Genomic DNA, 25,696 nt, shown 5'->3' with positions numbered 1-25,696 from the left:
GATCGAGCGTCCGCACTCCGGAAGATCGTCGCGGGCATCCGCGCGAGGCCGCTGCCGCACATGACCGAACGCATCGCACGCCTCGAGCGCACGGGCAAGACGCTCCTAGGCGGTGACTGAACCCCGAACCAACCGCAGCGGACAGCCTCAGCCCCACGCGCGGATCACAGAAGCGGACGGTCTAGTTATCGCCTCGGTTTCCGTCGCGGATCACCGCCAACCCGCCGACCCGGGTCGTGATGCCCGCCGGCCCGCGTCGGGCGGAAGCGAGCACGCTGGCCGGTCGCCCGAGGGTGTCGCCCTGCTCCACCTCGATCGCGACCGTCCGTGCCCCTGTCGTGTCGAGCAGGTGGGCGGCCAGGCAGCCGGTGCTGTTGGCGTTGGCGACGTCCTCGTCGACACCGATCGCCGGCGCGAACATCCGCGCCGCACCCGGTCGGTCGCCCACCGGCGGTGCGTACACGAAACAGCCGAGGAGCCCGTACCGCCGGCACACCGCTGCCAGCCTGCCGAGGTGCGGGCGGACGCGGAGCAGCGCCGACCGGTCGCGGACCGGTACCAGCATGCGTGGTGCGCCGGGCGCGGCGATCCGTGGCGCGTCGGTCGGATGCGGGTCGTCCGCGGTGAGACCGAGCGCGGCGACGATCGCGGTGCGCTCGTCCGGTGCCGGGTGACGCAGCGCGACGAGGCCCTGGTCGAACCACACCTCGATTCCGGCGGGGCGGCGGATCGCGACGGTGTCGAACGTGCGCCCGCCGGTGTGTTGGCGCACGTTCAACTCGCCCAGCGCGGTGCGGGTCAACAGGACGGCCTGCGCGGCAACGGTGCCGTGGCCGCAGCCGGACAGTTCGGCGGTGGCGGTGAAGAACCGGACCGGCCGGCCACCGTCCGGCGTCCGCTCCGGACCCAGGAACGCCGCGTGCGAGGTCCCGGCCGCAGCGGCGACCGCACGTCGGTCCGCGTCCGTCGCCGCCGGGTCGTCGTCGGTGACGGCCGTGGGGCTGCCGCCCCGGCCGTCGCGCCGTACGCACGCATCGACCACCGTGACATCCGGCCAGGACATCGGCCCACCTTTGACGCTCAACGAACCGGCGATCGCGAACGGCGTCCGCCGATAACCGGGCCTGGCCGCAAGCGCCGACCGAACGCGTCCCGGAGCGTATTGTCCCGCCTCAGCCGGTGCCGTCCTGAACCGGATAGTGGATGACGACCGCGCCGCCGGTCGCGTAGTTGGCGACATCGGCGGCCAGCCGCCGGGCTTGCGGCGACGCCTGCGCCGCGGCGAAAGCGGCGGCGTCAGCGAAGTCCCCTTCGAAGACCGCGAAATACGGCGATTCTCCCGTGGTCGCCGCCACGTCGAAGCTGTAGCGCCACGCGAGCAGGCCGGGCCATTTCCTGACCAGTGGAAGGTGGTTGGTCACGTAGTAGTCGCGGAAGTGGTCGGGGTCGGCGGGCTTGGGATACAGGACCAGCAACTTATGCATGACGACCTCCGTCCAGAGGGCTCGGGTGGGTCGCGTCGCGCCAGATTCCATGGTCGAGCACACCGGGCTCGGTGGCCGCGGCCTCCGCGAAAGCCGTGAGGGCGGACTCGAATTCGGCGGCGTGCGTGGGTGGGATGTCTATTACTGCGGTCAGTTGAATCGCCATATGCGCAGGTTAGAGCTTCATGTGCGGTCAAGGGAAAGACCGGTTCGGGATAGACTCAGAACAGATCGTTATCAATCGGCAGGGAGGCCACGTGGCGCCGGATACGGTGAGCCTGCGGTACTTCCTGGTGCTGGCGCAGGAGTTGAACTTCACCCGCGCGGCCGCACGGATCGGTATCGCACAGCCCGCACTCAGCGCCCGGATGCGCCGATTGGAGGCGGAACTCGGTACGGCCCTGCTGGTCCGCAACACGCGTAGCGTCGTATTGACCACGGCCGGTGAGGCTTTGGCGGAGTCCGCACCGCCCGCGCTGGCGGCACTGGACCGGGCCTGGGACACCGCCCGGAGCGCGGCGGCCGGTGAACTGGGCACGCTGCGCATCGGATACAGCCTCAGCACCGGGGCCGAGACGGCACCGGCCCTGGTGGACAGGCTGATTCGCGGCAACAGCGGACTCGAGGTCGGCGCGGTCCCGATGGCGACCCCGGAGATCTCCCCCGCGGTCGCCGACGGCCGCATCGATGCCGGGATCACCCGCGGTGAACAGCCGGGCCGTGGCGTGCGCCGGTTCCCGCTGCGGCGTGAGCGTATAGGGGTCCAGTTGGCGCAGCACCATCCGCTGGCCGAACACCCGGAGATCGAGATCGCCGACGCGGCCGCGTATCCGCTGCGGCTCCCGGATCGCGCGGCCAACCCGGTGATCCACGATCAGCTGTCCGCACTGTTCCGAGACATCCGACCACACCCCCGATTCCACACGCCCGCAGTCTCTTTCGACATGTCTCAGCGCGACCTGCGCGACGGGGTCACCCTCGCCCCGGCCGGAGAAGCCGCGGCCACGGCACAACCGGCCGATCTCACCTGGCGACCGCTGCGGGACGCGCCCACCCTGACGATCCACCTGGTCCTCCCCCGCGACTGGTCGCCACTACACCGCCGTATCCGTGCCGTCGCCAAAACCCTGGCGCACGAGCTGCACTGGCTACCGGACTGACTGAAATCGTGGGTGTTGCCGCAGGCGTATCGCGACGCGGTGGAGATTCCGGCCCATGCGCCGCGCCCATGCGGGCCGGGCAGATTGTGCCCACGCCCAGCCCACCGCTGGCACCGGACACTGAAATAGAACGCTCCATGTCAAAACTCGATGTTAAATCTAACAATAGATCATCGGGTTGAAATTCACCGATTGACAAGACTTGAACGTCTGGCTACCTTTTCGGTAAAAGATCTTGTTATATGCCATTGACGAGCACCTGGAAACCTCCATTTCCCGGCAGTCGAAGAGCGTCCAATTTCGTGAAGGGGAATCGCATGCATAAGGAGATCGCGCTTTCCGCCGCTGCGACCGCCGCCGCGCTCGCCCTGGCCGCAACGCCGGCCGCCGCGTCCGCGCCGGTCAACAGTGGGGCCGTCTTCCCGCCCGACATGGGGGTCGAGATCGTGGCCTGGAACGGCTCCGGCTGTCCCCAGGGCACCGCAGCGGGTCAACTGTCGGACGGCAGAGAGGCCTTCACGATCACCTACGCCGAGTACAAGGTTCGAACGGGCGGTGACGCCAAGCCCACGGACATGCGGAAGAACTGCCAGCTCGGCCTGAAGGTGTACGTCCCACAAGGCTTCACCTACGCCATCACGCAGGTGGATTACCGCGGCTCCGCCCACCTGGAGAAGGGCGCCTCGCTCGTCAACAAGCGCGGCTTCTACTTCGAGGGCAGCTCGGGCGGCGGCACGCTATCGAACAGTCTGGTAGGCGAGTTCGACGACAACTGGCAGTACACAGACGTGATCCCGGTGGATCAGCGCGTGTGGAGGAAGTGCGGCGAGCAGCCGAACCTCAACATCAGCACCGAGCTGCGCGCAGTCAAGGGCATCTCGGATGCGAGTAAGGTCAGCTGGGGCGCCATGGACTCGCTTGACGGCAGCATCAGGCAGACCTACCACCTTGCCTGGAAGGCGTGCTCCTGACCGCACGACTGGCCCCGTCTACCAGGCAATTGCTCTGCGTCAAACGATTCGGTTCAGGTGCGGCTCCTGCTAGTGGAGCGGGCGGTCAGGTCATATCTCTGGCCGTGGGTGAAGTGAACGCGGTGATGTTCGCGTGCGAGGTGGAACCGCCAATACTCAGGAAAACTGCTATTGGCGACCAGGGCGCCTAGTCTCAGGACGGCCCGGTCCCGGCAAGGCCCCAGCGAGCACCGCCGATGGCGAGTCTGTCGGCCACAATGTGGGCGAATGGCACCTTCGATGACGCCGGTGGCGATCGGCCGCCCGGCCGCTAAGACCTGGCCGTAGGGCAGGAACGCGGGATGTCGAGGTAGGGCAGGGTCGATTTGTTCGCGGCGCGCGGGAAGCCCGGCGGCTCGGCGTCCGGGGCCGTGATGACCTGGTCGATGTGCCCGGCCAGCAGCGCAAGAACATGGGCGTGGACCTAGTCCCCGGCAATACTGTCGCCGGATTGGCGCAGGTCCCATGCCCCGGTCCAGGTGCTGGTCAGGGCACACACCGCCGAGCCAAGATTCCAAGATCTCCGCGAAGACGCGACCTGCGGCGCGAAGCTCGTCCAAGTCCCGCTCCGCTGCCGGACGCGCGGCGCCGGTGGGCGCGAATCGGACGGAAAGCGGTGGGTGAACGGTCTGCGATGTGGGCGCCGTCCGTCCGTACCTTCCTGGCATCGGACGGCGGGCCGGACGCCTCGGGGTGGACGGCCGCCGCCCCGCCGGGAGGACCTGGCGGGGATCACGGAAGGGGCTGGAGCGATGACCAAGACCGAGACCCAGGACCGGCCGAGGCGGCGGGGGCGCCGCGCCGCCACCGGGCTGGCGCTGGCCGGCGCGGCCACGCTGGCCGCGCTGGCCGTGCCGGCCGCGGCGTTCGCCGGCGGCGGTTCGATCTCCAACACCACGCTGCGCCCGGGCGACGAGGCGTGCGTGGCGGCGCACGCCGTCAGCTCGGTGAGCGCCTCGGGCAGCGCCAACGCGCCGGGCCTGAAGTTCAAGATCATCGGCCAGAGCGGCACCGTGGTGACGGGCTCCGGCTCGCCCGGCCCGGTGACGTCCTGGGGGGCGCAGACCCAGGCGGGCTGGTACAACTGGCAGGGAGAGGGCGACTACACCGCGTGCGCTAAGAACAACGGCACGTCCAACGTGCGTCTGAACCTCCTCGTCATCGACACGGTCTGAGCATGCCGCGCGGGCTCGTCCGACCGGACGGGCCCGCGCGGCCCGCGTCGCGGTGAGGCTGACCTCCCTGCCAGGTAAGGCGGGATGCCGGAAAGATGGGGACGTCCCGGTGTCGTGGTCAAGGGGGCACCGCGCATGGCCCAGCGACTCGCCGACCGGCTCGCCACCGCCCGCCGCCGTGGCTTCGTCGGACGGCAGGACGAACTCGCCCGGTTCCGGTCGTCCCTTGAGAACGAGGACGCCCCACGCGTGGTGTTCGTCCACGGGCCCGGCGGTGTGGGCAAGACGGCGTTACTGCACCAGTTCGGATGGATGGGCGAACGGCAGGGCCGCCGCCGCGTGTGGCTGGACGGCCGGGAACTCGCCCCGGTGGCGTCCGCCGTGGTCGCCGCCCTCGGCGCCCAGATCTGCGGTGGACCGGACGAGGACCCCCTCACCGCGATCGGAGAGGTCCCTGACCTGCTGCTCCTCATCGACACCCTGGAGGCGCTGGCACCGCTGGACCGCTGGCTGCGCGAGGAACTGATCCCCCGCTTGCCGGACGACGCGCTGACCGTCCTGTCCGGACGGGAGCGGCCGTCGCTTGGTTGGCGCGCGGACCCCGGCTGGCGGGAACTGCTGCAGACCATGCCGCTGGACAACCTCGCCCCGGCCGACGGGCGCCGGATGCTGGCCGCGCGCGGATTCCCCGACGCCGACAGCGACACCGCGCTCGCCTTCACCCGGGGCCACCCCCTCGCCCTGGCCCTGGTGGCGGACGCCCGCGTCCAGCGCCGCTCCACCGTCGCGCCGACCACGCCCGACGTCATCGCGGCACTGCTCAGAAGCTTCGTGGACACCGTCCCGTCCCCCGACCACCGGGCGGCGCTGGAAGCCTGCGCCCAGGTCCTCGGACTGACCGAGCCGCTGCTGGCCGCCATGCTCGACCGGCCCGCCGCCGCCCCGCTGTTCGACTGGCTCCGCGGCCTGTCGATCATCGAGCACGGCCCGCGCGGGCTCTACCCGCACGAACTCGTCCGCGAGGTCCTGGCCGCGGAGGCACGCTGGCGCAATCCCGACGGCCACGCGGCCGTCCAGCGCAGGGCCGCCGCCTACTACCGCACCCAGTTCCAGCGGGCCGGCGGCGCCGCGCAGCAGAACCTGCTACTCGACTTCGCGTACCTGCACCGCGACAGCTCCGTCCTGAAGCCCTTCCTGGGGAAGATGGGACCGGGCGGAACCGACGCCGACACCTTGCAGGCGACCACGGCGACGGAGAAGGACCGTACGATACTGCGATCCTGGGTGGCGGCGCACGAGGGACCCGCGTCCGCCGGCCTGTTCGACCACTGGACGGCGCGCCAGCCCCAGGGCTTCCTGGTGGTCCGCGACGAGGAGGGCGCGCCGGTCGGCTTCTCGCTCCAACTGGCGATCGAGGAGATGGACGACGGCGACCGGAGAGCCGACCCCCTCGCGGCCGAGGCCACGGCGCACCTGAACCGCAGCGGCGGACTGAGCGGACCGGAGACCGCCCGCCTCGTCCGCTTCTGGATGGACCGGGACGCCTACCAGGACATCTCCCGCGTCCAGACATTCATCACCTTGCAGTTATCCCAGGCGTACCTGTCGACGCCCTTCCTGGCCTGGACCTTCCTCACCTTCCGCGACCCGGACTTCTGGGCGGACGGCTGCGGCCACCTGGACTACCACCGGATCCCGTCCGCCGACGTCGAGGTCGGCGGCCACCGCTACGGCGTGTACGGCCACGACTGGCGCAGCGTGCCGCCCCTCGCCTGGCTGTCACTGATGGCGGACCGCGAGGCCAGACCACTGTCACCGCCGGGCGAACCGCCCCTGGAAAGACCCGAGTTCGCCGAGGCCGTCCGGGCCGCGCTGCGCGACCTCGGCAGGGCGGACGGCCTGCGCGACTCCGCCCTCCTGCGGACGGGCCTGGCGAACCCCGCGGACGGGACCGACCGTCCAGCCGCCCTCCGCGACGCGATCCACGAAGGCGCCGCGCTCCTGGAGGCGTCCCCCCGCGACCGGCGGGCCTTCCGCGCACTGCACCACACCTACCTGCGCCCCGCCGGAACCCAGCAGTTGGCGGCGGAACTCCTCGGCCTCCCGATGACGACATACCGCCGCCACTTGGCCGCAGGCGTCGAACGCCTGACGGACATCCTCTGGCAAAGAGAACTCGACACCCGCCGCTGACGTACGCCCGCGCGTACCCGCGTCCTGGACGTCACACGACGGCGACGACCTGCCCGACGAAAAGCTCTCCCGATTTGGCCAGGCCCACCATTACCCGACTCCTCGCCCAGCTAACGGCCCTCCGGGAATACCAAAGAGCAAAGGCACTTCGGACTGATGGGCGGTTGGACTCCCCCGTTCAGATTCTCGGTCAATCGTCTGCGCTGACCAGGCCAGGGAAGCTGGCAGCACACTGCGTCGGCGTGGCAGTTGTGAGGGTGCCTGCGGCGCTGAAGATGTATGCACCAAGCGTGCGTGATCAGCGTCTGGCTGTGAGAAATGCGGGTGCGACGGCGACAGTTCGTCGCTTTCTACAGACTGTCCAGTCGCCTGGTAATCGTGTCGAGTGTCGGCCAAGGAGGTCCCTCGCGCAGCGAGCGCAGGAGATCCTCTCCGAATCGTCTCCCGTTGGGAAGCTGGTCGCCGAGTTCCCAGCGCCAGGCTGCGACCATCGCGAGAACGATCTGGCGGCACTCGTCCAGCAGTCCTCGGTCGACATTCGGATAGTGCTCGCAGACCGCCTCGGGGACGTGGGCGAGATCGAACTCGACGGGTCCACGGCAGCACGTCTCGAGGTCGATGAACAACGGACCGTATTTGGTGCCGAGCACGTTGCCCGGATGCGGCTCGCCGTGAAGCAACTGCTCCACGGCGCCGCGCTCCTCGACTGCCTGTCGCAGGCTTCTGAGTCTGCTGCTGAGGAACACGCGGTCCCCGTCGGTGAGCTCTGGCGAGCGACCCGGGTTGGCAACGACGTCTTCCGCCTCCGCGATGCGATCGGTGAACCGCGGGCTCGGCACGTCGACGTTGCGCATTCCGGCGTGGAGTTGCTCCAGCGCCTTGGCGTAGTCGACCGGTGAGGTGTGAGGCGTCACGGGTTCGTAGTAGCTCCACAGCGTCACTGTGAAGCCGTCGCGCGCGTATACAAGTGGGCCCACCCGAGGTTCCAAGAGGCCCGTCGGACATCCGACCCGGGCGAGCCGTCGAGCGAGCTCGACCTCGAACTGTGCGTCCTCGCGCCCCCCAGGAGCGACCCGGGCAAGGACGTCGCACGGCGTCAGCCGCAGCGCCAGCCTGTTGGAGTTGTGGAGAAGGATCGCGTCGTCGGCCGGCAGGCCAAGCGATGCGGCGACCGAAGTCGCAGCAGCGACCGCCCGTCTGATGTCGGTCATCTCCACCATCGAATCTTGGCAGAGGTGAGCGAGCGCGGTGCCAACGAGTGTGACCACGGCGCCAGATTCGTGGGGTGGTCCAGACATCCACAACGCCCTGTGCGCGCGAATAGGTGAGCGACAACCGCTCGCCCATCTCAGGAGGACGTGTGAAGTCTTTCTCCCGCAAGGCCGCCTCAGCCACCGTTCTAACCCTCGGGGCGCTGACGGGCTTGATCACAATGACGGGGCCCGCTTCGGCCAGCCCGACGCAATGCAGCGTCGGCTTCAATTCCAGCATCGCCTCCAGCACCTGCCTCGGCGGCACCGGAGAGCACCGGATCGTCTGCTTCTACACCCACCACATTCCCGGCGTGGGAACCATCCAGGGCTACGGGCCATGGAAGCCGGTCGGCGAAACCTCCACCACCTACTGCCCCCCTGACCGAGTCACCAACACCTTCGTCGAAGTCCGCTGACCCACCCAGACCAACCAACCCCCGAAAGTAACAGCGCCCCCCGGCTCAACTACCTCGACCGAGGGGCTCGCATGCGCAGCCCGGTTGATGCGCTGGACGGTGCGCATGGCGCGGTGAGAACCCGCGCCATGCGCCCGTGCCCATCCGGCGACGGCTACGAGGCGATGGCCCAAACGGCTGAGCGCCCTGCCGAAGCCCGCAAATCACGCAAGGAGCACCCCACGCAGCCAACGACATCTGCCGCTCTGTGCGGACTGCCCCGCCGTCGCGGCGACCTCGGTCCGCACGCCACTGCCCACGTCCCAACACTGCGGCGCCTGGCCAAAACCCTCGATCCCTGCACGGCCCAAGAGGCCGCCACGCCCTCAAGATCAAATGATCAAGTATCCGAGGACGTCAATCGCGCCGGGTCAGCCGCGGATGACGAACACCGCGTAGTCGTCACCCAGCTCGGCGCTCTGGTCACCGTCCACGATCGTCAGCATCTCAAGCTCGTCGCGGGCCTGCTGGTCGGCCCAGGCGCGGGCGTCGGCCGGAAGTCGGTCGTAATCGGCCGGTCGCCCAGGAGCCATGTCGCCCAGCATGGTAGCGACGAGAGTGAAAGGGCCTGCGGGCATAGGAATCGCCTTCCGTGAGGGGTGGTGACGCCGCAATCCTGGGGGCCGGGGATGAACGTTTGCCAACGGCATGGCCGGGTGGCCGTATGAGGCCATCCATGAGGCCGAGGGCCGCGACCCCGCACCGGCCGGCTCCGCACCCGAGCGGTTCCGCCGCTTCGGCCTGACCACCGCCGGAGACGTCGAGGAACCTTGGGCCTAGCGGCGAGTTCAGGTTCGGATTCGGGCACCACGACTAACCCGGGCACGCTTGGCCGCGACGCCGCTTCCATCCGTTCGCGCCGCCCGTCATGTTTCCAGCCGCGCCTCCTGCCGCCATGCGGACCGGCCCGCTGGCGAGGCCGGTTCGAGGTGGTGAGCGAGCAGGCTGAGCAGACAGGTAATGATGGCGGCCGTGGCACCTGCGGCAAGCGCACCGGACGAAGCCCCGGACGAGCGACTTCGTCGCTGCATCCGGGGCTCGAAGAACATGGAGCCGGAACGCTTCACACGCCAACTCCAAGCAGGTGTCGGTCAGAGATCGGCGGTCCGCGAGAACCTGGCCGTGATGGCACGGAGATAGCGCCACAGGCGCTTGCTCGCGCAGCCTGGGCGGTGGCTTTAGATCGACCAGCCGCCAGGGCCGCAATGAGAGGGCATGGCGTACCGGGAGGACCTACGACTGCGGCTCGGCCAGCGCCCTGACCAGGTATGCACGCAGGGATGACGGGTCAGTCGAGCCGGACGTCGCCAGGACGCCTGCCACGGTTCGCGACGGAAGAGCGGACATCGGGGGACAGATACATCTGACGCGGCCGCACTGCCCGCACACCGGAACACTCATGACGCCTTCCTCCAAAGGGGGAACGTTGACCCAGCCCCTTTACCCGCCAGTTTCTTGATTCCACACGCTTCAATCTGACCAGGGCATTCTTGGGGCATGGACCATCTCCGGCAACGGAACAGGACGTATCACGATTCGCACACGATGACCCCGCACACCGCACAATGGAGGGTAAGACCGGGGCCCGCCGACGAACTCTTCGAGTTGCCCCGCCCGCACTGCTATACCCGCCACAACTCGTCGTGACCGGCGTCCGCGAGGGGGTGGCGCGCCGGTCATGGAGCGGCTCACCGTCTGCACCTAGCCGACCGGGGCTGCTGGCACTTCGGGAAGCGCGGCCTTCAGCACCGCCCGAAGTTCGGCGTACCGGCCGCACTGCAACCAGTGAACAGGAAGACGCGCGGGTTCCGCCGATCGCCTTCTCCTCCAACGCCCCAGCGCCCTTCACGGTCTTCACGTCCCCCGCCGTCCCCACCAGGACGCAGCCGTTGACCATCTGCGGGGGCCTTGCGCTGCACTTGGACGATCTCGGCCAGCGGGATCACGGCGCCCTTGCACTGCCACGCGCCAGAGTCGCGCCCACGCCGGGCGATCTCCCATCGATCGGCGTACAGCACCACGGTGGCTGATGTGCCTTGATCGTCTGGGGCATGCGCTTCCCGAAATCGACTACCGCCCACGTCCTCGCACCCGCACGGCCCAGAGGTAGGCATGGCGGTTTCAACCGGACGCCGGGCAGGCAGGCCCAAGGCCGAATTCGCAGTTTGCAAGGTGCTGGGCACGGAGCTGCACGGCTGTCTCGCAGGGCCGAGGCGAGCCCGGTGCCGGTCTGGCCACCATCGCGCAAGGATTTCCGCATTCGAACAACCACGGAACCGGTGCGTACACGTTCAGCGTGCCAGGTCTTCGCGACGATGCGGTGCTATTGACCATTCTGAGAGGATCATGGACATGCGTGTCGCCGCAGCACAAGCCCGATGCCCCTGGCTCGACTCCACCGCCGGGGTCGCCAAGGTGGTGGAGTTCCTTCAACGGGCCGCCGCGGACCGGATCGACCTGGTCGCCTTCCCCGAGACGTTCCTGTCGGGCTATCCGTTCTGGGTCGAGCAGACCGGCGGGGCCCGGTTCGACGATCCCGACCAGAAACGCGCCTACGCCGCCTATCTGGACGCCGCCGTCGAACTCGACGGCCCCGAGCTACGCGCGATTGTCGAGGCCGTCCGCGACCTGAAGGTCTTCACCTACCTGGGCATCACCGAAAGGGTCCGCGGGACCGTCTACTGCACGCTCGTCGCGATCTCCCCGGATGGCGGGATCGTCGGCGCCCACCGCAAGTTGATGCCCACGCACGAGGAACGCCTGGTCTGGGGCATCGGCGACGGGCACGGCCTGCGCACTCATCAGTTCGGCGGCCTCACAGTCGGCGGCCTGAGCTGCTGGGAGAACTGGATGCCGCTGGCCCGCCACGCCCTCTACGCCCAAGGCGAGGACCTGCACGTCTCGGTCTGGCCCGGCTCGTCCCGCCTCACCGGCGACATCACCCGGTTCATCGCCCTCGAAGGCCGCGTCTACTCCCTGGCCGCTGGCGCCTTGTTCTCCTACGCCGACATCCCCGCCGACTTCCCCTTCCGCGACCAACTCGCCGAGCGCGCCTCCCGCTACGACGGCGGCTCGGCCATCGCCGGGCCCGACGGCCAATGGGTCGTTCCGCCGGTCTCAGGCGAGGAACGGCTCGTCATCGCCGACATCGACCCCGCCGCCGTCCGCGCCGAACGCCAGAACTTCGACCCCACCGGTCATTACGGACGAGCCGACGTCCTCCACCTCCACGTCGATCGCCGTCGTCCCGTTCCGGCCGAGTTCGTCGATTGACGACTTCCGGTCCTGCCAGGCCCAAGGCCCGGCCCTTCCGGACGGCGTAGGCGGACGTCGCGCCGTCTGCCGCCGTGTGCGCCTGCTGGGAGTGGTCGGAAACGAATGACGCCCAGGAATCGGGAACGACCTCCGAGCAGGCCGAGAGGCACTCATCCGCAATCAGGCCAAAGGCTTCCCCCAGCACCCCACCGACGTGAGGTGGCGCCCGCGGACCGGTCGCGCGGCTGGCGCGCTGGCTTCGGCCGACGCCTCCGCCGCATGTCGGGGCCCGGCTGGATCACACGGTCTGTTCTGCCGCTTCCCACCCGCCCCAGTCCGGCCGAAACCGCCGTGCCGCCTGGGAAAGGCAGCCGCAGCGCAGTGGACGGCAGCGTTCTCGCAGCGCCTTCACAGCGTGGCCGGAAAGGCTGCCGACGGTCATTTCGATCAAGAAGTCCGAGAAAGGAAAGCCGCATGCGCATGCGCTCAGCCTTGCTGGCGTTGACCATGGCGACCTTCGGCACCGGGGTCCTGAGCACCGGCACCGCGAACGCCGCCCCATTGAAGGCCTCCATCACCTGCGACAGCGCGTCCAACCGGATCTCGACCCGGCTGACCGGGGCACTCGTGCCGAACTTCACCTACACCGTGAAGTTCACGGTCTGGACCGGCAGCCGGGTCACCACCGGCGGCGCGATCAGCTCGCTCCCGGAGTTGGGCAGCAGCGTGTCGGTGCCGATGACCACCGGGTCCGATCCGAACGTGGACGTCGCGGGTTACACCAGAAGCTGGAACGCGGCCGACTACGCCTACTACGGCGAGACCGTCCGGGTGACGGTGCTGAACCCGAACGGAGGCACGGTCGCCGAACGTGACGCCTCTTGCAGCCAAGACAAGCGCGTCACCGTCCAGCTTCGCTGTGCCCCGGAGGCGCACACCGTCACAGCGACCACCGCAGGCGTGAACTTCCTCGGGAACCGTTCAGTTTGGACGGAGTACGTCTATTCCACGACGTCCCAGTCGTCGGCGGACGGCCTGCGGTTCACCCGCCACAACATCAGCGGCCGACCGGACGTTACCCACAGCGTCACGGTGCCCGAATCCGGGCAGTGGTCGGACACGGGCTACGTCCACGAGCTCAGCGGTGATCCCTACTACTACGACGAAACGGTCACGGTCATAGTCCGGGACCGCCTGTCGAACCTCGTGGTCGGCCAGGGCACCGCCTACTGCGTGTACGCCGACAACCGCATCTCTACACCCACAGCGAGGGGCGTCACACGCGGTCAGGCATGGCCGGACATGGCCTGACCGCTACTTCTGCGGGCGGCAACGGGTCATTGCGCAAGGGGCGTCCGTAGCGTGCAGGGTGTGGGAAGCGACCCTCCAGTGGAGCCGCCCGACCGGGGCGACCCCACAACCGAGTCCGTGGTGCACCAGCATGTGACCGCTGCCCGCGATGCCTACACCGCGGGCGGGAACCAGTACTTCGGAGATCAGTACATCTACGTCGACCGGCAGAGCGAGGTGTCCACCGGAGCCCCGCTGGGTCGGTTGATCGGTGATCTAGGCGAGCAGGACGCGCTGGCGCTGGAGGTCCACCAAGCGTTCGCCGCCGGCGCGTCCGAGCAGGTGCCAGTGTTGCCGGTGTACCTACCACGGCCGGGGTTCGACGATCGGTTGCGGGCCGCCGTGGGGGACGCGGCGCACGGCAGCCGCATGGTGGTGGTGGTGGTCGGAGATTCCTCAACGGGTAAGACGCGGGCGTGCTGGGAGGCGATCCGCGCCGAATTGCCCGACTGGCGGGTCTGGCATCCGCTCACCCCCGAACGTCCGGCCGCGCTGGCCGAGGCGGTGCGCGCCGGGCGGGTCGCCCCGCGCACGGTGATCTGGCTGAACGAGGCCCAGTTCTACCTGCAGCCCGCAGGCGGGGAACGGGTGGCGACCGAACTGCAGTCGCTGCTGGCCGACCCCACGCGCGGGCCGGTACTGATTCTGGGGTCGATGTGGCCTGGTTTCCGGCAGGCTCTGACCGCCGGCGGCGACCCCGCGAAGCCGGATACGCACCGCGCGGCGCGGACACTGCTCGACCTGGCCGAGTACATCGCCGCACCATCAGGGTTCACTGCTGCGCAGCTCGCCGATCTGGCCGCGACGATCGAGACCGATCCGCGGCTCCGCACCGCCAGCACACGCGCGCCGAGCGGCCGCGTCACCCAGGAACTGGCCGGTGCCCCCGAACTACTGCGCCGCTACGAACATGCCACCCCGGCGGCCCGCGCGGTGCTGTGGGCCGCGATGGACGCCCGCCGACTAGGACACAACCTCTACCTGCCCGAACCCCTGCTCCACGACGCCGCCCCCGGCTACCTTAACGACGACGAATGGGACCGGGTCGGCGGCGGCGACTGGTTCCGCGCCGCGTTGGAGGAGCTCACCGCCCGGCACCGGCTCCTGCCCGGCCCTCTGGTCGAACACCGGGCCCGCCCCGGTGAGCCGCCCTTGCCGCACCGGCGGTATCGGCTGGCTGACTACCTCGAACAACACGGCCGTACCGAGCGTCTCCTGATCTGCCCACCGGCGTCCTTCTGGGACGCAGCCGCCCAACACAGCCGCGCCCCACACGACCTCCTCGTTCTGGGTGACCAAGCAAGGAGCAGAGGCCGCTACCGTCACGCCGCGCACCTTTACCGGCGGGCCGTCGACGTCGGAGACTCAGACGCGTTAATGGACCTGGCCCTGCTGCGCAAAGAAGCCGACGACCTCCAGGGCGCTGAGCAGTTCTACCGGCGGGCCGCCGAGGCCGGGAACTCCGACGCGCTGGCAAAGCTAGCGCTGCTGCGAGCGGAGGCCGGTGATCACGAAAGCGCGGAACGACTCGCCCTTCAGGCCACCGACGCCGGATACCCCGACGTGCTGGTGATCCTGGCCAAGCTGTGGACGAAGGCCGGTGATCACGAAGGCGCGGAACGACTCGCCGAAAAGGCCGCCGAAGTCGGCCACCCTGACGCGCTGGTCCATTTGGCCTGGCTGCGAGCAAAGGCCGGTGATCACCAGAGCGCGGAACGACTCGCCCGACAGGCCGCCGGAGCCGAACGCCTTGAAGCGCCGGAAGACCAGGCGTGGCTGCGGGAAGGGGTCGGCGACCTCCAGGGCGCTGAGTACCACCTCCGACCGGCCTCCGACGCCGGAACCCCCGCTGCACCGGGTGACCCGGCGCGCAAACAGGCGAAGCCCGGTGATCGTGAGGGTGCCGAACGAGCGGCTCTCAGAGCCGCCGACACCGCAGCCCCCAGGAGGATGGTGTTCCTGGCCTCGCTACAAGCGAAAGCCGGTGATCTGCAGGGCGCCGAACGGCTCTACCGGCTGGCCGTCGACGCCGGGAACATCGAAGCGTTGCTACGCCTGACCTGGCTGCGGAAGCGGAACGGGGACCACCAGGGCGCCGAGCGGCTCCGCCGCTTCGGCCTGACCGCCGCCGGGGACGTCGAAGAACCTTGGACCTAGCCGACCCGGGGTTATCCGGCCCGCCGGCAGGCAAGGAGTCGTCCATGACCGAGACGCGAACTCCCGACCCCTTACCAGCGTCGGAAACGGCTGCCCGCTCAGCGGACACCACGCTTGAGGCACTGCACTGGCACATCGTGCGATGCGACCATCTTCGCGCCGGTGTCGCATCCCGCGCGGGGGCCGTGCTCAGTACCAACGCCCTCGTGATCGCCGGAACCACGCTCGTGCTCTCCCTGCGCGACCAAAAGCCGGACGCGCTCCTTGTGGCGATCGCCTTGGCATCCCTCGGCTGTGTCGCCTTCTCAGTCGGCGGTGCCGCACTGGCCCTGATCAGCCTCCGGAGTTGGCGACCTCAGTCCCGCGATCAAGGAACCGCCACGTCCTTCCTGTACTGCTATGTCGAGGCCGACGAAGTCACCAACACATTTGAGACCTTCAAGCACAGGGCTCTTACAGCCTCCTCCGACGAACTCCTGGAGTTCGCGCTCGTCGAACTGTGGAGGTGCTGCCGCCTCTATAGATATCGCTACAAGAGGCTCCGAATCGCGGTGTGCTTGCTCCTTGCGGCCCTCGTACTGTTCTTGGCTGCCGCCGCGGTCTCGGCACTCGGCTGAAGGCGAACCCTACGGCGGGGGACGTCGGGCTACTGCAGGGCTCTGGGCGGCGGTCCGCAACCGGGCCGCAGGGGTTAGCGGCCAGCCCTCACTTGCAGATATTCGGCTGCCGCCCCCAGCGCTGCACGGGTTCGAGGAGGTATGTGCGAGCCATAGAGCATGCCGAAGAGTGTGTATCGCGGGCCTATCGAAAAACGCAAACGCTACCGCAACATGCCCCCGTATTCAGTGGAGGTGTGGGCCGCACGTGTCCGCGCCGATAGTGGCGGGCTCAAGCTTCTCTTGGTGATCAGAGAAAAGGGAGCGTGTTGCGTCAAATAGGAACGTGTCGTTGAGGATGGCCGGGATGGCCGTCGGTGTCACGATGCTGATGACGGCTCATTCCGGGCCTGCTACCGCCGCCCCGGCGCGGACGGGGAACGTGCAGAAGGCGATGGAGGAACTCGCCAGGACTCCCGGGGTCGTGGGGGCCGTCGGCGGGGCCTACGCCGACGGACGCCCCATCGGGCTGGGCAGCGCAGGCTCCCGGCTGCTGGACGGCAGGGGCGGCAAGATACCCGCGAACGCCCGCTTCCGGATCGGGTCACAGACCAAGGAAATGGTGGCCACCGTGGTGCTGCAACTGGTCGCCGAAGGCAAACTGGGGGTGGACGATAAACTAGCCGGCCTGCTTCCAGCAGTGGTCGAGAACGATCTGGTGGCGCGGGCCGACGAAGTCACGGTGCGGCAGATGCTCCGGCACACCTCCGGAATTCCCGACTGGTACGCCGACAAGCCGAACCCGGACGGAACCGAGGGAGAAATCTCGTTCGACCCGTTCGACTTCACGACCCACTACCAGCCGCTCGATCTGGTGAAGTGGAGCCGCGCCCGGCCCCGGACCGGAGAGCCGGGCGAGAAGTTCTCCTACTCCAACACCAACTACACCCTGCTCGGTCTGATCATCGAGAGACTCACCGGCCACGACCTGGCCACCGAAATGCACACGCGCCTGTTCGGCCCCCTGGGGATGACCAAGACCTACCTCGCCGTCAAACCGCCGGAGGGCATCGAGGGGCCGCACGGCCACGGCTACTATCCCGACGCGGACGGCAGGCTGCGCGACGTGGACCGGCTCAATTCCAGCATCGGAGGGGCAGCCGGAGGCGTGATCTCCACCGCGCACGACGTGAGCGCCTTCAAGCGGGCATTCACCCAGGGCAAACTGCTGCCGCCCGAACTCCAGCGCGTCCTGACCGACCGGCTGCCCAATCCCCCGCGACCCCTGGGTGAACACCGCAGCCAATGCGGCGACGATATTTACGTCACGGGCGGGACCGCTCCCGGCTTCCTCGCCATGACGTTCTACTCAGAAGACGGCCGCCGCCAGCTTTCGATATCGGCCACCCTGAGCGTCAAGGACCTCACCGAGCCGGGCGAAGCCATGGGCAGAGCAATGCAGGCCGTATTCTGCCCAGCCTCGTAAACGACGGCTCCTCCGCCCCATGGAAGAGGCCGAAGGAAAGAGCGTCCTCTCGCTTCGTTGAAGGCTGTCTGCGGCACTTCCGGGCGGGGCCGGGCTTGCCCCCGCGGTGCCGCTTCGTGGAACCGGTCACGTGGGCGGGCCGTCGCAGGGTTTCATGGTCGATCAGACGATCGAAGCGAAGGACGCGATGACTCAGTTCCCGCAGTTGCCGGCACCGGCGGATCTCGCCGCGGCCGGGCCCACAGGCGCCAAGAAGACGCTGAACAAGGCCGCGGCCCCGTTGCCCGCCGCCGAACTGGCGCCGTTCTTCGAGCACGCCTGCCGGGAACTGGCGCGGGCGGGCGAGCGCGAACTCGCGTTCTGGGCGTTCGCGCAGGCGCGCAAGGTCGAGAAGAACCATCCCGCGCTACGCGACCTCGACCGGGTGCAGGACGTCTTCCTCGAACTGGTCCCCGCGGGAGGCGTCGGCCCCGCCGCGCTGCGCGACTACGCCAAGACGCTCGCCGCGGAGCTGCCGGGCGAGGAGGCGCACGCCCGCTTCCGCGCGGTGATCTGCGCGGGATTCGACGCCGGGCTCATCCCGTACGCCCGGATCTTCCCCGACCTTCGCGCGCTGGCCCGCGCCGCGAAGATCAAGAAGCGGGACGAGGAGGCGTTCCTGGCCGAACGGCTGCTGCGCGCCGGGCTCATGCCCGTCGCGTCCCACCAGGTCTGGGCGGCCGCCCGGGAACCGCTCGCCGCGGTGGCCGGACGCGACGGCGACCTGATGAAACTGCTGATCGCCGCCGAACCCGACCGGCCCCGGCACGAGGAGGAGAGCGGCGAGGAGGTCGCCGAGGAGATTCGGCAGATGTGGCTGGAGACCTTGGCCGAGAGCGGGGCGGGGACGCACCTGTCGGCGCGGTGGTTCGGCACCGTGGGACGGGGTTGCGCGGCGACCGTCCTGCTGAGGCTCGTCGACCAGGCCGGGAGTCGTCTGTTCCCGGAGTCCGAGGTGGTACTCGGCGACGAAACGGACCCCGCGATTCCGCCTCCCGACTACCGGCACATCATCCCCCAAGGGGAACTCACCACCGACTCGCCCCGCTGGTGGGAGCCTGCCTTCGACGTGGAGCAGCAGGCAGCGGACGTGGCGTCCAGCCCAGAAGGACGCGAGCGTTTCGCCAGTCTGCTGGACGCGTTCGTCCGCGACATGGGCTACTTCGGCAACGTCGACTACGCGGCCACGATGCGAGCGCTCTGGAGCCTGCCGGAGACCCGCGAGGTGGTGCGCGAAGCCGTCGACGCATGGAAGGCCGACGCGGGCCGCCGAGACCTCCCCTTCCTGCACGACGCCTTGCACCGGCTGGTGCGGCTCACCGGCCCCGGCCGTCTTCTCGACGTGGAGCCGGACGTCGCCGACGGGCTCGAACCCGCCGATCCCGTGGACGCCCTGCTGCTGGTCCTGCGCGGCGGCGTTCCCGCCGAACTGGCCGTGCCCGGCGATGGAATGCCGCACAAGTCCCCGAAATCAGGCCGGACGATCGTCCAGCACCTGGGATTCCTCACCATCACGGAACGGTCCTGGCACGCTTACGCGTCCGTCATCGGCGACGACGAGCTGTCGGTGAGACTTCCCCAACTGCCGGAGGGGCTGCTGCCCTGGTATGACGGCCGCACCGGCCTCCTGTCGCGAATCCGGGACGGCGTCTGGCAGACGTTCCGGGTCGAGGGGCGGACGGGCCAGACCGTCGCGTTGACCCTCGACCCCGACACCGCCACCGCCCGGCCCGAGGCGCCCGGAACCGCCGAGGTGACCTTCCCGGGCGCCGCCGGGCCGAGCGAGGTCCGGTTGCGCCGCGGCGCGATCACCGTCACCGCCCCGGACGGGACCCGGACGGCCCGGCTGCTCTTCTCGCCCGTCATGAGAACGAAGAACGGGCTCGTGCCACCGCCCGGCTGGTGGTCGCGGCGCGACCCGGTCGACCCGGACGGGTCGGCGGCGCTGCGACGTCTCGACCGCGAGCGCGCGGCGCGCCTGCTGGAGGCGACGCTGACCGGACCGCGCGCGGCCGCCGACGCGCTGGACGCCGTGCTGCCGGAGGTGACCGCGCCCGCGCTGCGCGACGGCGTCCTCGAAGCGGCCCGCACGGCCGTCGAGTGCCTGCTGCTGGCCGTCGAGTTGCGCGACCGGACCGGGCGTCCGCAGCCTCCGGCGCTGCCCGCGCTGGTCACACCGGCGTCCGACCTGCCCTTCGCGCGCACCGCGGCGCGGACCAGGTGGCTCGTGCACCAGCGGTTGCTGGCCCGCGCGCTGGAGTCGGCGACGACCGGCGAACCCGCGGCCGGCGAGCCCTACCTCGTCCGGACGGTCTCCCTGCCACGCGCCGGCCACGTGGGCGTCGGCATGGACACCCTGGCGGGTCACGCGCTCCCGGCCGTTCTGCCTTGGACCACCGACGCGCGGCGCGAAGGCGTCCTCGACGTCCTGCGTCTCTGGGCCAACGCCCCGATCGGCGACGGCACGGCGACGGCGGCCTGCCGGATCCTGCGCCTCACTCCGGCGGGCGGCGAGGGGCAGTCCAACGCCGAGCGTCAGATGGTCGACAAGGAACTGGAGAGGACGGCGCCCGGAGAGCTCTGGCGCACCCCGACCGGCGCCCTGCTGATCATGGACTACCAGCGGCACGCCAGGACCGCGACGGCCGTGGAGTACGCCCCCGGCGGGACGTTCGGCCCGGTCGGGCCGCCCGGCTGGCGAGCGGTTCTGGCACCCGTTCCCTGCTGGGGCTGGAGCGGCTCCGACCGGGTCGTCCGGCTCATCCGGTTGCTGGCCGAGCGCGGCCCCGCACCGATCGACGCCGCCGCCACCGTCCGCGACCTGGCGGAACGCGCGGGCTTCACGGTGGCGGACGCCGTCGCGGCCTGCGACTTCCCCGCCGAGGTCCTCGACGACGGCATCCCCACGACCGGCGCCACGATCTCCTTCCCCATGCGGGACGCGGTGCGGGAACGCCTGCTGCCCGACGACCCGGCCGACCTCTGGGCCACCGGCCTCGCCACGGACGCGGCGGCCGACTGGTGGCGGGCCCACGGCGACGCCAGCTGAAGGGTTCCACTGAGGCGTCCGCGCGACGTTCGAGCGGGTCGTGGCGGGCGGGGGTCACGCGATCACTTGGGAGGTCAGGAGGGTGCCGCGGCGAACAGACGCGCGGGCGCGTCGAGCTTCGGGCCGCTGCGCCGAGCGGTCGGGAACGCACGGCGAGCTGCACGCTTTGCGAGGATTATCCCGATCTGTCGGTTTAATTACGGCCGAAAGCGGGGGTTCGCCCCGGAACGACCGCTGATCGCAAGGATCCGACCGCTCACCGATCACCCGCCCCGGTCGTCGCTCGAACACGGCCACTGGCAGAACACGGCGGCACTTGGCCCTTTCCGGCTCTAAAACGCCATTTTAATCTTCGATTCACCCGCCCTCGTGATGCGAACGCACTGCATTCGGCAGAAGTAAAGGCGCTACTGCCGCCACCGGCCCCGGAAAAACAACCCTGACCCCTCGCCACACCATACGCCCCAGACCAGAGAGTCCGGCGCATCGCCCTATTTCACGGCGCTGCGCATTACCGGGAATATGGGCTGCCCATCGTCGTGTCCTGCGGCGATGCGCGGCGCCGTGTCCTCGGCGGTGTGGCCGTCTTCCCCGCGACCACGGCGCCTCCATTTCCTTGCGGCGCCGTCCGATCCCCCGCGTGAGAGAGAAGGTCGGCATGGAGCCGAAGAAACTCAGATGGCCCATCGTCATCGCCGCCGCGGCGGCGGCGACGATGTTCACCTCCCCGGTGTCCGCGGCCCCGGTCGCCCCGTCCACGACACTTTCCGAAACGACCGACTGCGCGTCCGGCACGACCGTCAGCACGGACAAGGGATCCGTGTGCGGGACGGTCTCCGACGGCGTCGCCTCCTGGCTCGGGATCCGGTACGCCGCCCCTCCCGTCGGCAGGCTGCGCTGGGCGCCGCCGGAACCCGCACCCGCCTGGACCTCGACGTTCCCCGCGACCGAGAAGGGCAACAACTGCCCGCAGGCGGACGGGCTGGGCGCCGGATCGACCAACGAGGACTGCCTCAACCTGAACGTCCGGGCGCCCGTGAACGCCGGTGCCAAACGGCTGCCGGTCATGGTCCAGATCCACGGCGGCGGGTTCAGGTTCGGCACTCCGGCCGACGGAAGCCACCTCGTCCGCTCCGGCAACGTCATCTCGGTGGAAGTGCATTACCGGCTCGGCATCTTCGGCTTCATGGCGCACAAGGACCTGGGCCGCCACTCGGGCAACTACGCGTTCCAGGACCAGCAGGCAGCGCTGCGCTGGGTCCAGCGGAACATCGCGAACTTCGGCGGGGATCCGCACAACGTGACCATTTACGGCGCGTCCGCGGGCGGGTCGAGCGTCTGCGCGAACGCCGTCTCCCCCACCGCGAAGGGACTGTTCCAGAAGGGAATCGCGCAAAGCGGGGAGTACAACTCGCTGCTCGGCACCAACACTTCATGGCAGCCGCAGGACTGCAAGTCAGAACTGCCCACCGCGGAGCAGGCGCATCGGACCGGCGACCGGTTCGCCGCCGCCGTCGGCTGCGGGAACGCCGCCGACACCGCCGCCTGCCTGCGCCAGGTGCCGGTGAAGACGCTGCTCGACAAGTCCGGCGACGGGATGGGCCCCGACCAGGGCACGATGGCGCCGATCGTCGACGGCAAGACCCTGACCATGTCCCCGGCGAAGGCGTTCGTCACCGGCCACATCAACAAGGTGACGCTCATGCACGGCGTGGACCGCGACGAGACCCAACTGGCGTCCGCCAACACGCCCGCGGACTACAGCAGGCTCGTCCAGCAGCAGTACGGACGGTACGCCTCCAAGGTGTTCGCCCTATACCCGCTGGACCGCTTCCCCGCGCCCGCGGCGTTCATCGCCTACCGGACGATCGCGGCCGACTCCAACTCCGTCTGCCCGTCCCTGCTCAACCACCAGCGGATGTCGCGCTATATCACCGTGTACGGCTACCAGTCCGACAACTCCGATGCCCCACCGGCGAGCTTCCTCGACCAGACCAAGCCGAACGGCGCGTTCCACGTCCTGCTGAACCAGTTCCTGTCGCCTCGTCCGGGGCAGCAGTTCACGCCCAACCAGCAGGCGTTCGGCGCGCAGATCACGGCCCAGTGGACGGGATTTGCCCGCACCGGCGACCCGACCGTCCCGGGCGCGCCCCTGTGGCCGCGGTTCACCCGCCAGAACCCGGACGTCATGTCCCTGGCCCCGGCGGGCGACAGTGAGCTGACCCGAGAGATCGCACGCCAGCACCACTGCGACTTCTGGAACAAGCTCACTCCCTACAACCACTGACCGTCGACCCGGTTCGGGTGCCGCGCTAGGGCGGCACCCGAACCGGTGTTGGCTCTCTGCGGCCCGGTCAGGGCTAGCGGTCCTCGGGCTCCTGTTCCCCTGGCCGGGTGGTCGAGAACCGCGCCTGATATCGGCTGGGCGAGCCCCCGAAGCGGGCCACGAAGACGCGGCGCATCGTCTCGGACTGGACCTGGACGCCGGGGTGGGCACGGGCCAGGAGCGAGGCATGCCGCCAGAGGAAGGTGGCGCGGCGGCCGGATAATAGCCCGGCCGCGCGAGCACGAAGGAGCCGGTGCAGATCGACACCAGTCGCCGGGCGCGCGAGTGAAGTCGGTGGGCAGCGGCGATTAGGTCGACCGGAATCGGGCAGCTGACCAGGACGTCACCGCTGGCGATGACCACTGTGTAGGGGTCGGGTACGGCTGCGGCCTCCTCGGTGGTCGGCAACTCGATCCCGAACGAGGAGAGCACCGGCTTGCCGGACGGGGACACGTAGCGCACCGCGTAGGCGGCGCCGAACAGGTTGGCCTCGGCGAACACCTCCGCTGGACCTGCCACGTCGAGCATCTTCACACCGTCGAACACCACGAACACGACGTCGCGTGCCATCGCCTTCCCCAGGTCCGGATCTGTGGCTGACGGGCCCACAAGGCTGGAGTCGATCCGCTCCAACAGCAGCTCAAGGAGGCTCCGTGTCCGAGGTCATCGCGGGGATCGCCATCCCCGACACCGACCTGGTTCGCCAGGCCACCGCCCTCGTCAAAGAGGCCGCGGACGAGACACTTTTCAACCACTCACGCCGGGTCTTCCTTTGGGGATCGTTGAAGGCCGCCGCGCGGGGACTCGACGTCGACCCCGAGCTCGCCTATGTGGGAGGGCTTTTCCACGACCTCGGCCTGACCCCGTCCTACGCCACCAAGGACCGCCGTTTCGAGCTCGACGGGGCCGAGGCGGCCCGAGCGTTCCTGCTCGACCACGGCCGTACCGAGTCGGAAGCCCGCAATGTCTGGCTCGCGATCGCCCTCCACACGACCCCGGAAGTCCCGCTCCATCTGGAACCCGAGGTCGCCGTCGTGATACTCGGCGTGGAGACCGACGTCCTCGGGCTCGGCCTCGACGAGATCACCGCACAGCAGCGCGCCGAAGTCGTGGCGGCCCATCCCCGCCCGGACTTCAAGAACCGCATTCTGCGGTCCTTCTACCAGGGAATGGCAGACCGGCCCGATACCACCTTCGGAACGATGAACGATGACGTCATCGCGCACTTCGACCCGTCCTTCACCCGAACGGACTTCGTTGAATTGATCAAAAACAGCCCCTGGCCGGAATAGACCCTTCAAGCGGGAGTGAACGTGGTCTGCTAGTCCACAGGCACGAGACGAAGACAAATGACCGACCACCCCGACCCCGTCCGATCCAAGGCCCGCTAAAGGCGCGCCCCGGTCCGATAAACGTCAGTCGGTGGGTCTGAGGAGGACGGGCAGGGTGCGGTGACCGTTGGAGATGAAGGAGTCGAGTGGACGCAGCTCACTCGGTTGCGCGGCCAGGGTCAGGTCGGGGAAGCGGGTGAACAGGGCGGGCAGTGCGATCGACGCCTCCAGCCTGGCCAGGGGCGCGCCAAGGCAGTGGTGGACGCCGTACCCGAAGGCCAGGTGCTCCTTGTCGGCGCGGGTGATGTCGAAGAGGTCGGCGTCGGCGCCGTGCACGTCGGGGTCGCGTCCGGCCGCGGCCAAGCAGACCAGAATCGCCTCGGCCTTACCGATGGTGGTGTCGTCGTCCACCTGAATGTCCTCGACGGCGAAGCGCAGTGGCAGGTTGGCCACCGGAGGCTCTGCTCGCAGTGTCTCTTCGATGACGTCGTCCCAGGTCGCCTGCCCTGCCCGGACCATGGCGAGTTGGGCGGGATGGGTGAGCATGGCGTGGACGGCGTTGTCGAGAAGGTTGACGGTGGTCTCATGGCCCGCGCTCAGGAACAGCGTGAGCGTGTCGACCAGTTCCTCCTCCGACAGGGCCGAGCCTCCGTCACGGGCGGCGATCAGAGCCGACGACAGGTCGTCGGTGGGACGCGCCCGCTTCTCCTGAACCAGCCCGCGCAGGACCTCCCGCATCCGCGGTAACGCCGCGGCTGCCTCTTCCGGCGCGGTGGTGGTGCGGAAGAACACGTCGACGCAGCGGCGTATCTCCTCGCGCGCGTCCGGGTCCTCGACGCCGAACAACTCGCAGATCACCTGGATCGGGAGCGGGTAGGCGTAGCGGTCACGCAGGTCCACCGGTTCGCCGGTTGCGGCGGCGTCGAGTTCGTCCAGCAGCGCGGTGACGATCGCCTCGACACGGGGACGCAGCGCGGCGGTACGGCGCGTGGTGAACGCGCTGGACACCAGCCGCCGCAGCCGCCGATGGTCCTCCCCGTAGGCGGTGAACATGTTGCGCACCACCACCCAGGCGAACAACGGCCACCCGGGGCCGACCTCCCCGTTGATCAAGGGCGGCCAGTGCAGGTGAGCGTCCTTGGAAACCCGGCCGTCGGTCAGCAACCGCCGCAGCACCGCCGGACTGCTCACCGCCCACGCGCCCACACCACCGGGCAACACCACACGCGCAGCAGGCCCCCGCCCGCGGATCCGGGACGCGTCACCGTGCACATCACGGCCAGTAGGATCGATGACGAACGGATCGCCGTCTTCAGAAGTGCGCATCGGGCTCTCCCAGGGTCTGCCTGATGATGCCGAGCGATCGTCCGGTCACAC

At 69.3% G+C, this 25,696-nt stretch carries 19 protein-coding genes and 1 pseudogene; 13 read left to right on the top strand and 7 right to left on the bottom strand.

What is annotated here, in order from left to right; translation table 11 throughout:
• Positions 1-181 precede the first annotated feature (181 nt).
• The 3 genes from FXF68_RS35745 to FXF68_RS44845 all read right to left on the bottom strand — a co-directional run bounded on the left by FXF68_RS35745 (position 182) and on the right by FXF68_RS44845 (position 1,650).
• Positions 182-1,063 carry a PhzF family phenazine biosynthesis protein gene (locus tag FXF68_RS35745; protein ID WP_148767256.1) on the bottom strand — a complete coding sequence of 294 codons (882 nt, stop codon included), beginning with the start codon at positions 1,061-1,063 and terminating at the stop codon, positions 182-184.
• 109 nt (positions 1,064-1,172) lie between these two features.
• Positions 1,173-1,484 carry an EthD family reductase gene (locus FXF68_RS35740; RefSeq protein ID WP_148767255.1) on the bottom strand — a complete coding sequence of 104 codons (312 nt, stop codon included), beginning with the start codon at positions 1,482-1,484 and terminating at the stop codon, positions 1,173-1,175.
• Complete coding sequence (locus FXF68_RS44845; RefSeq protein ID WP_425458645.1) at positions 1,477-1,650, bottom strand: antibiotic biosynthesis monooxygenase; 174 nt, start codon at positions 1,648-1,650, stop codon at positions 1,477-1,479. The genes FXF68_RS35740 and FXF68_RS44845 overlap by 8 nt, the downstream gene beginning before the upstream one ends.
• A gap of 91 nt (positions 1,651-1,741) precedes the next feature.
• Here FXF68_RS44845 and FXF68_RS35735 point away from each other — a divergent pair, with 91 nt between their 5' ends.
• The 4 genes from FXF68_RS35735 to FXF68_RS35720 all read left to right on the top strand — a co-directional run bounded on the left by FXF68_RS35735 (position 1,742) and on the right by FXF68_RS35720 (position 7,022).
• Entirely contained in the window at positions 1,742-2,644 is a 903-nt protein-coding gene (locus tag FXF68_RS35735) for a LysR family transcriptional regulator (protein ID WP_148767254.1), read from the top strand.
• Between the two features lie 317 nt (positions 2,645-2,961).
• Positions 2,962-3,615, top strand: coding sequence for a DUF4360 domain-containing protein (locus FXF68_RS35730; protein WP_148767253.1), 654 nt, complete (start codon positions 2,962-2,964; stop codon positions 3,613-3,615).
• Between the two features lie 791 nt (positions 3,616-4,406).
• Positions 4,407-4,829 (top strand): hypothetical protein, encoded by a 423-nt coding sequence (locus FXF68_RS35725; RefSeq protein ID WP_148767252.1) that lies wholly within the window; start codon positions 4,407-4,409, stop codon positions 4,827-4,829.
• 135 nt (positions 4,830-4,964) lie between these two features.
• Entirely contained in the window at positions 4,965-7,022 is a 2,058-nt protein-coding gene (locus tag FXF68_RS35720) for an AAA family ATPase (protein WP_148767251.1), read from the top strand.
• A 350-nt stretch (positions 7,023-7,372) separates the two neighbouring features.
• Here FXF68_RS35720 and FXF68_RS35715 read toward each other — a convergent pair whose 3' ends face one another.
• Positions 7,373-8,233, bottom strand: coding sequence for a phosphotransferase family protein (locus FXF68_RS35715; protein ID WP_148767250.1), 861 nt, complete (start codon positions 8,231-8,233; stop codon positions 7,373-7,375).
• Between the two features lie 149 nt (positions 8,234-8,382).
• On the opposite strand from FXF68_RS35715, the gene FXF68_RS35710 reads away from it, so the two are divergent.
• Positions 8,383-8,691 carry a hypothetical protein gene (locus FXF68_RS35710; RefSeq protein WP_148767249.1) on the top strand — a complete coding sequence of 103 codons (309 nt, stop codon included), beginning with the start codon at positions 8,383-8,385 and terminating at the stop codon, positions 8,689-8,691.
• Positions 8,692-9,101: 410 nt separating this feature from the next.
• Here the strand turns inward: FXF68_RS35710 and FXF68_RS42785 are convergent, their stop codons facing one another.
• Positions 9,102-9,263 carry a hypothetical protein gene (locus tag FXF68_RS42785; RefSeq protein WP_187438276.1) on the bottom strand — a complete coding sequence of 54 codons (162 nt, stop codon included), beginning with the start codon at positions 9,261-9,263 and terminating at the stop codon, positions 9,102-9,104.
• A gap of 1,813 nt (positions 9,264-11,076) precedes the next feature.
• Between FXF68_RS42785 and FXF68_RS35705 the strand changes: the two genes are divergently transcribed.
• The 7 genes from FXF68_RS35705 (at position 11,077) to FXF68_RS35675 (ending at position 22,949) form a co-directional block, all read left to right on the top strand.
• The gene (locus FXF68_RS35705; RefSeq protein WP_222870243.1) at positions 11,077-12,003 is read left to right on the top strand and encodes a carbon-nitrogen hydrolase family protein; all 927 of its coding nucleotides are present in this window, start codon (positions 11,077-11,079) and stop codon (positions 12,001-12,003) included.
• 456 nt (positions 12,004-12,459) lie between these two features.
• On the top strand, positions 12,460-13,296 hold the full coding sequence (locus FXF68_RS35700) for a hypothetical protein (RefSeq protein WP_148767248.1): 837 nt from the start codon (positions 12,460-12,462) through the stop codon (positions 13,294-13,296).
• A 117-nt stretch (positions 13,297-13,413) separates the two neighbouring features.
• A complete protein-coding gene (locus FXF68_RS35695; protein ID WP_148767247.1) occupies positions 13,414-15,492 on the top strand; it encodes a tetratricopeptide repeat protein in 2,079 nt (692 codons plus the stop codon).
• 44 nt (positions 15,493-15,536) lie between these two features.
• The gene (locus tag FXF68_RS35690; RefSeq protein ID WP_148767246.1) at positions 15,537-16,109 is read left to right on the top strand and encodes a Pycsar system effector family protein; all 573 of its coding nucleotides are present in this window, start codon (positions 15,537-15,539) and stop codon (positions 16,107-16,109) included.
• 346 nt (positions 16,110-16,455) lie between these two features.
• Entirely contained in the window at positions 16,456-17,574 is a 1,119-nt protein-coding gene (locus FXF68_RS35685; protein ID WP_187438275.1) for a serine hydrolase domain-containing protein, read from the top strand.
• 154 nt (positions 17,575-17,728) lie between these two features.
• Positions 17,729-20,662 (top strand): hypothetical protein, encoded by a 2,934-nt coding sequence (locus FXF68_RS35680; RefSeq protein ID WP_148767244.1) that lies wholly within the window; start codon positions 17,729-17,731, stop codon positions 20,660-20,662.
• A gap of 658 nt (positions 20,663-21,320) precedes the next feature.
• The gene (locus FXF68_RS35675; RefSeq protein ID WP_148767337.1) at positions 21,321-22,949 is read left to right on the top strand and encodes a carboxylesterase/lipase family protein; all 1,629 of its coding nucleotides are present in this window, start codon (positions 21,321-21,323) and stop codon (positions 22,947-22,949) included.
• A gap of 273 nt (positions 22,950-23,222) precedes the next feature.
• On the opposite strand, the pseudogene FXF68_RS44840 reads toward FXF68_RS35675, so the two are convergent.
• Positions 23,223-23,558, bottom strand: a pseudogene (locus FXF68_RS44840) (DJ-1/PfpI family protein); the annotation flags it as partial.
• Between the two features lie 83 nt (positions 23,559-23,641).
• Between FXF68_RS44840 and FXF68_RS35665 the strand changes: the two are divergent.
• A complete protein-coding gene (locus FXF68_RS35665; RefSeq protein ID WP_148767243.1) occupies positions 23,642-24,280 on the top strand; it encodes an HD domain-containing protein in 639 nt (212 codons plus the stop codon).
• Between the two features lie 123 nt (positions 24,281-24,403).
• Here the strand turns inward: FXF68_RS35665 and FXF68_RS35660 are convergent, their stop codons facing one another.
• Positions 24,404-25,510, bottom strand: coding sequence for a cytochrome P450 family protein (locus tag FXF68_RS35660; RefSeq protein ID WP_246179120.1), 1,107 nt, complete (start codon positions 25,508-25,510; stop codon positions 24,404-24,406).
• Positions 25,511-25,696 lie beyond the last annotated feature (186 nt).

The organism is Actinomadura decatromicini (assembly GCF_008121305.1).
GTDB classification, from domain to species: domain Bacteria; phylum Actinomycetota; class Actinomycetes; order Streptosporangiales; family Streptosporangiaceae; genus Spirillospora; species Spirillospora syzygii.
Note: the sequence above shows the minus strand (reverse complement) of the source record. Positions and strands in the feature narration are given on the sequence as shown.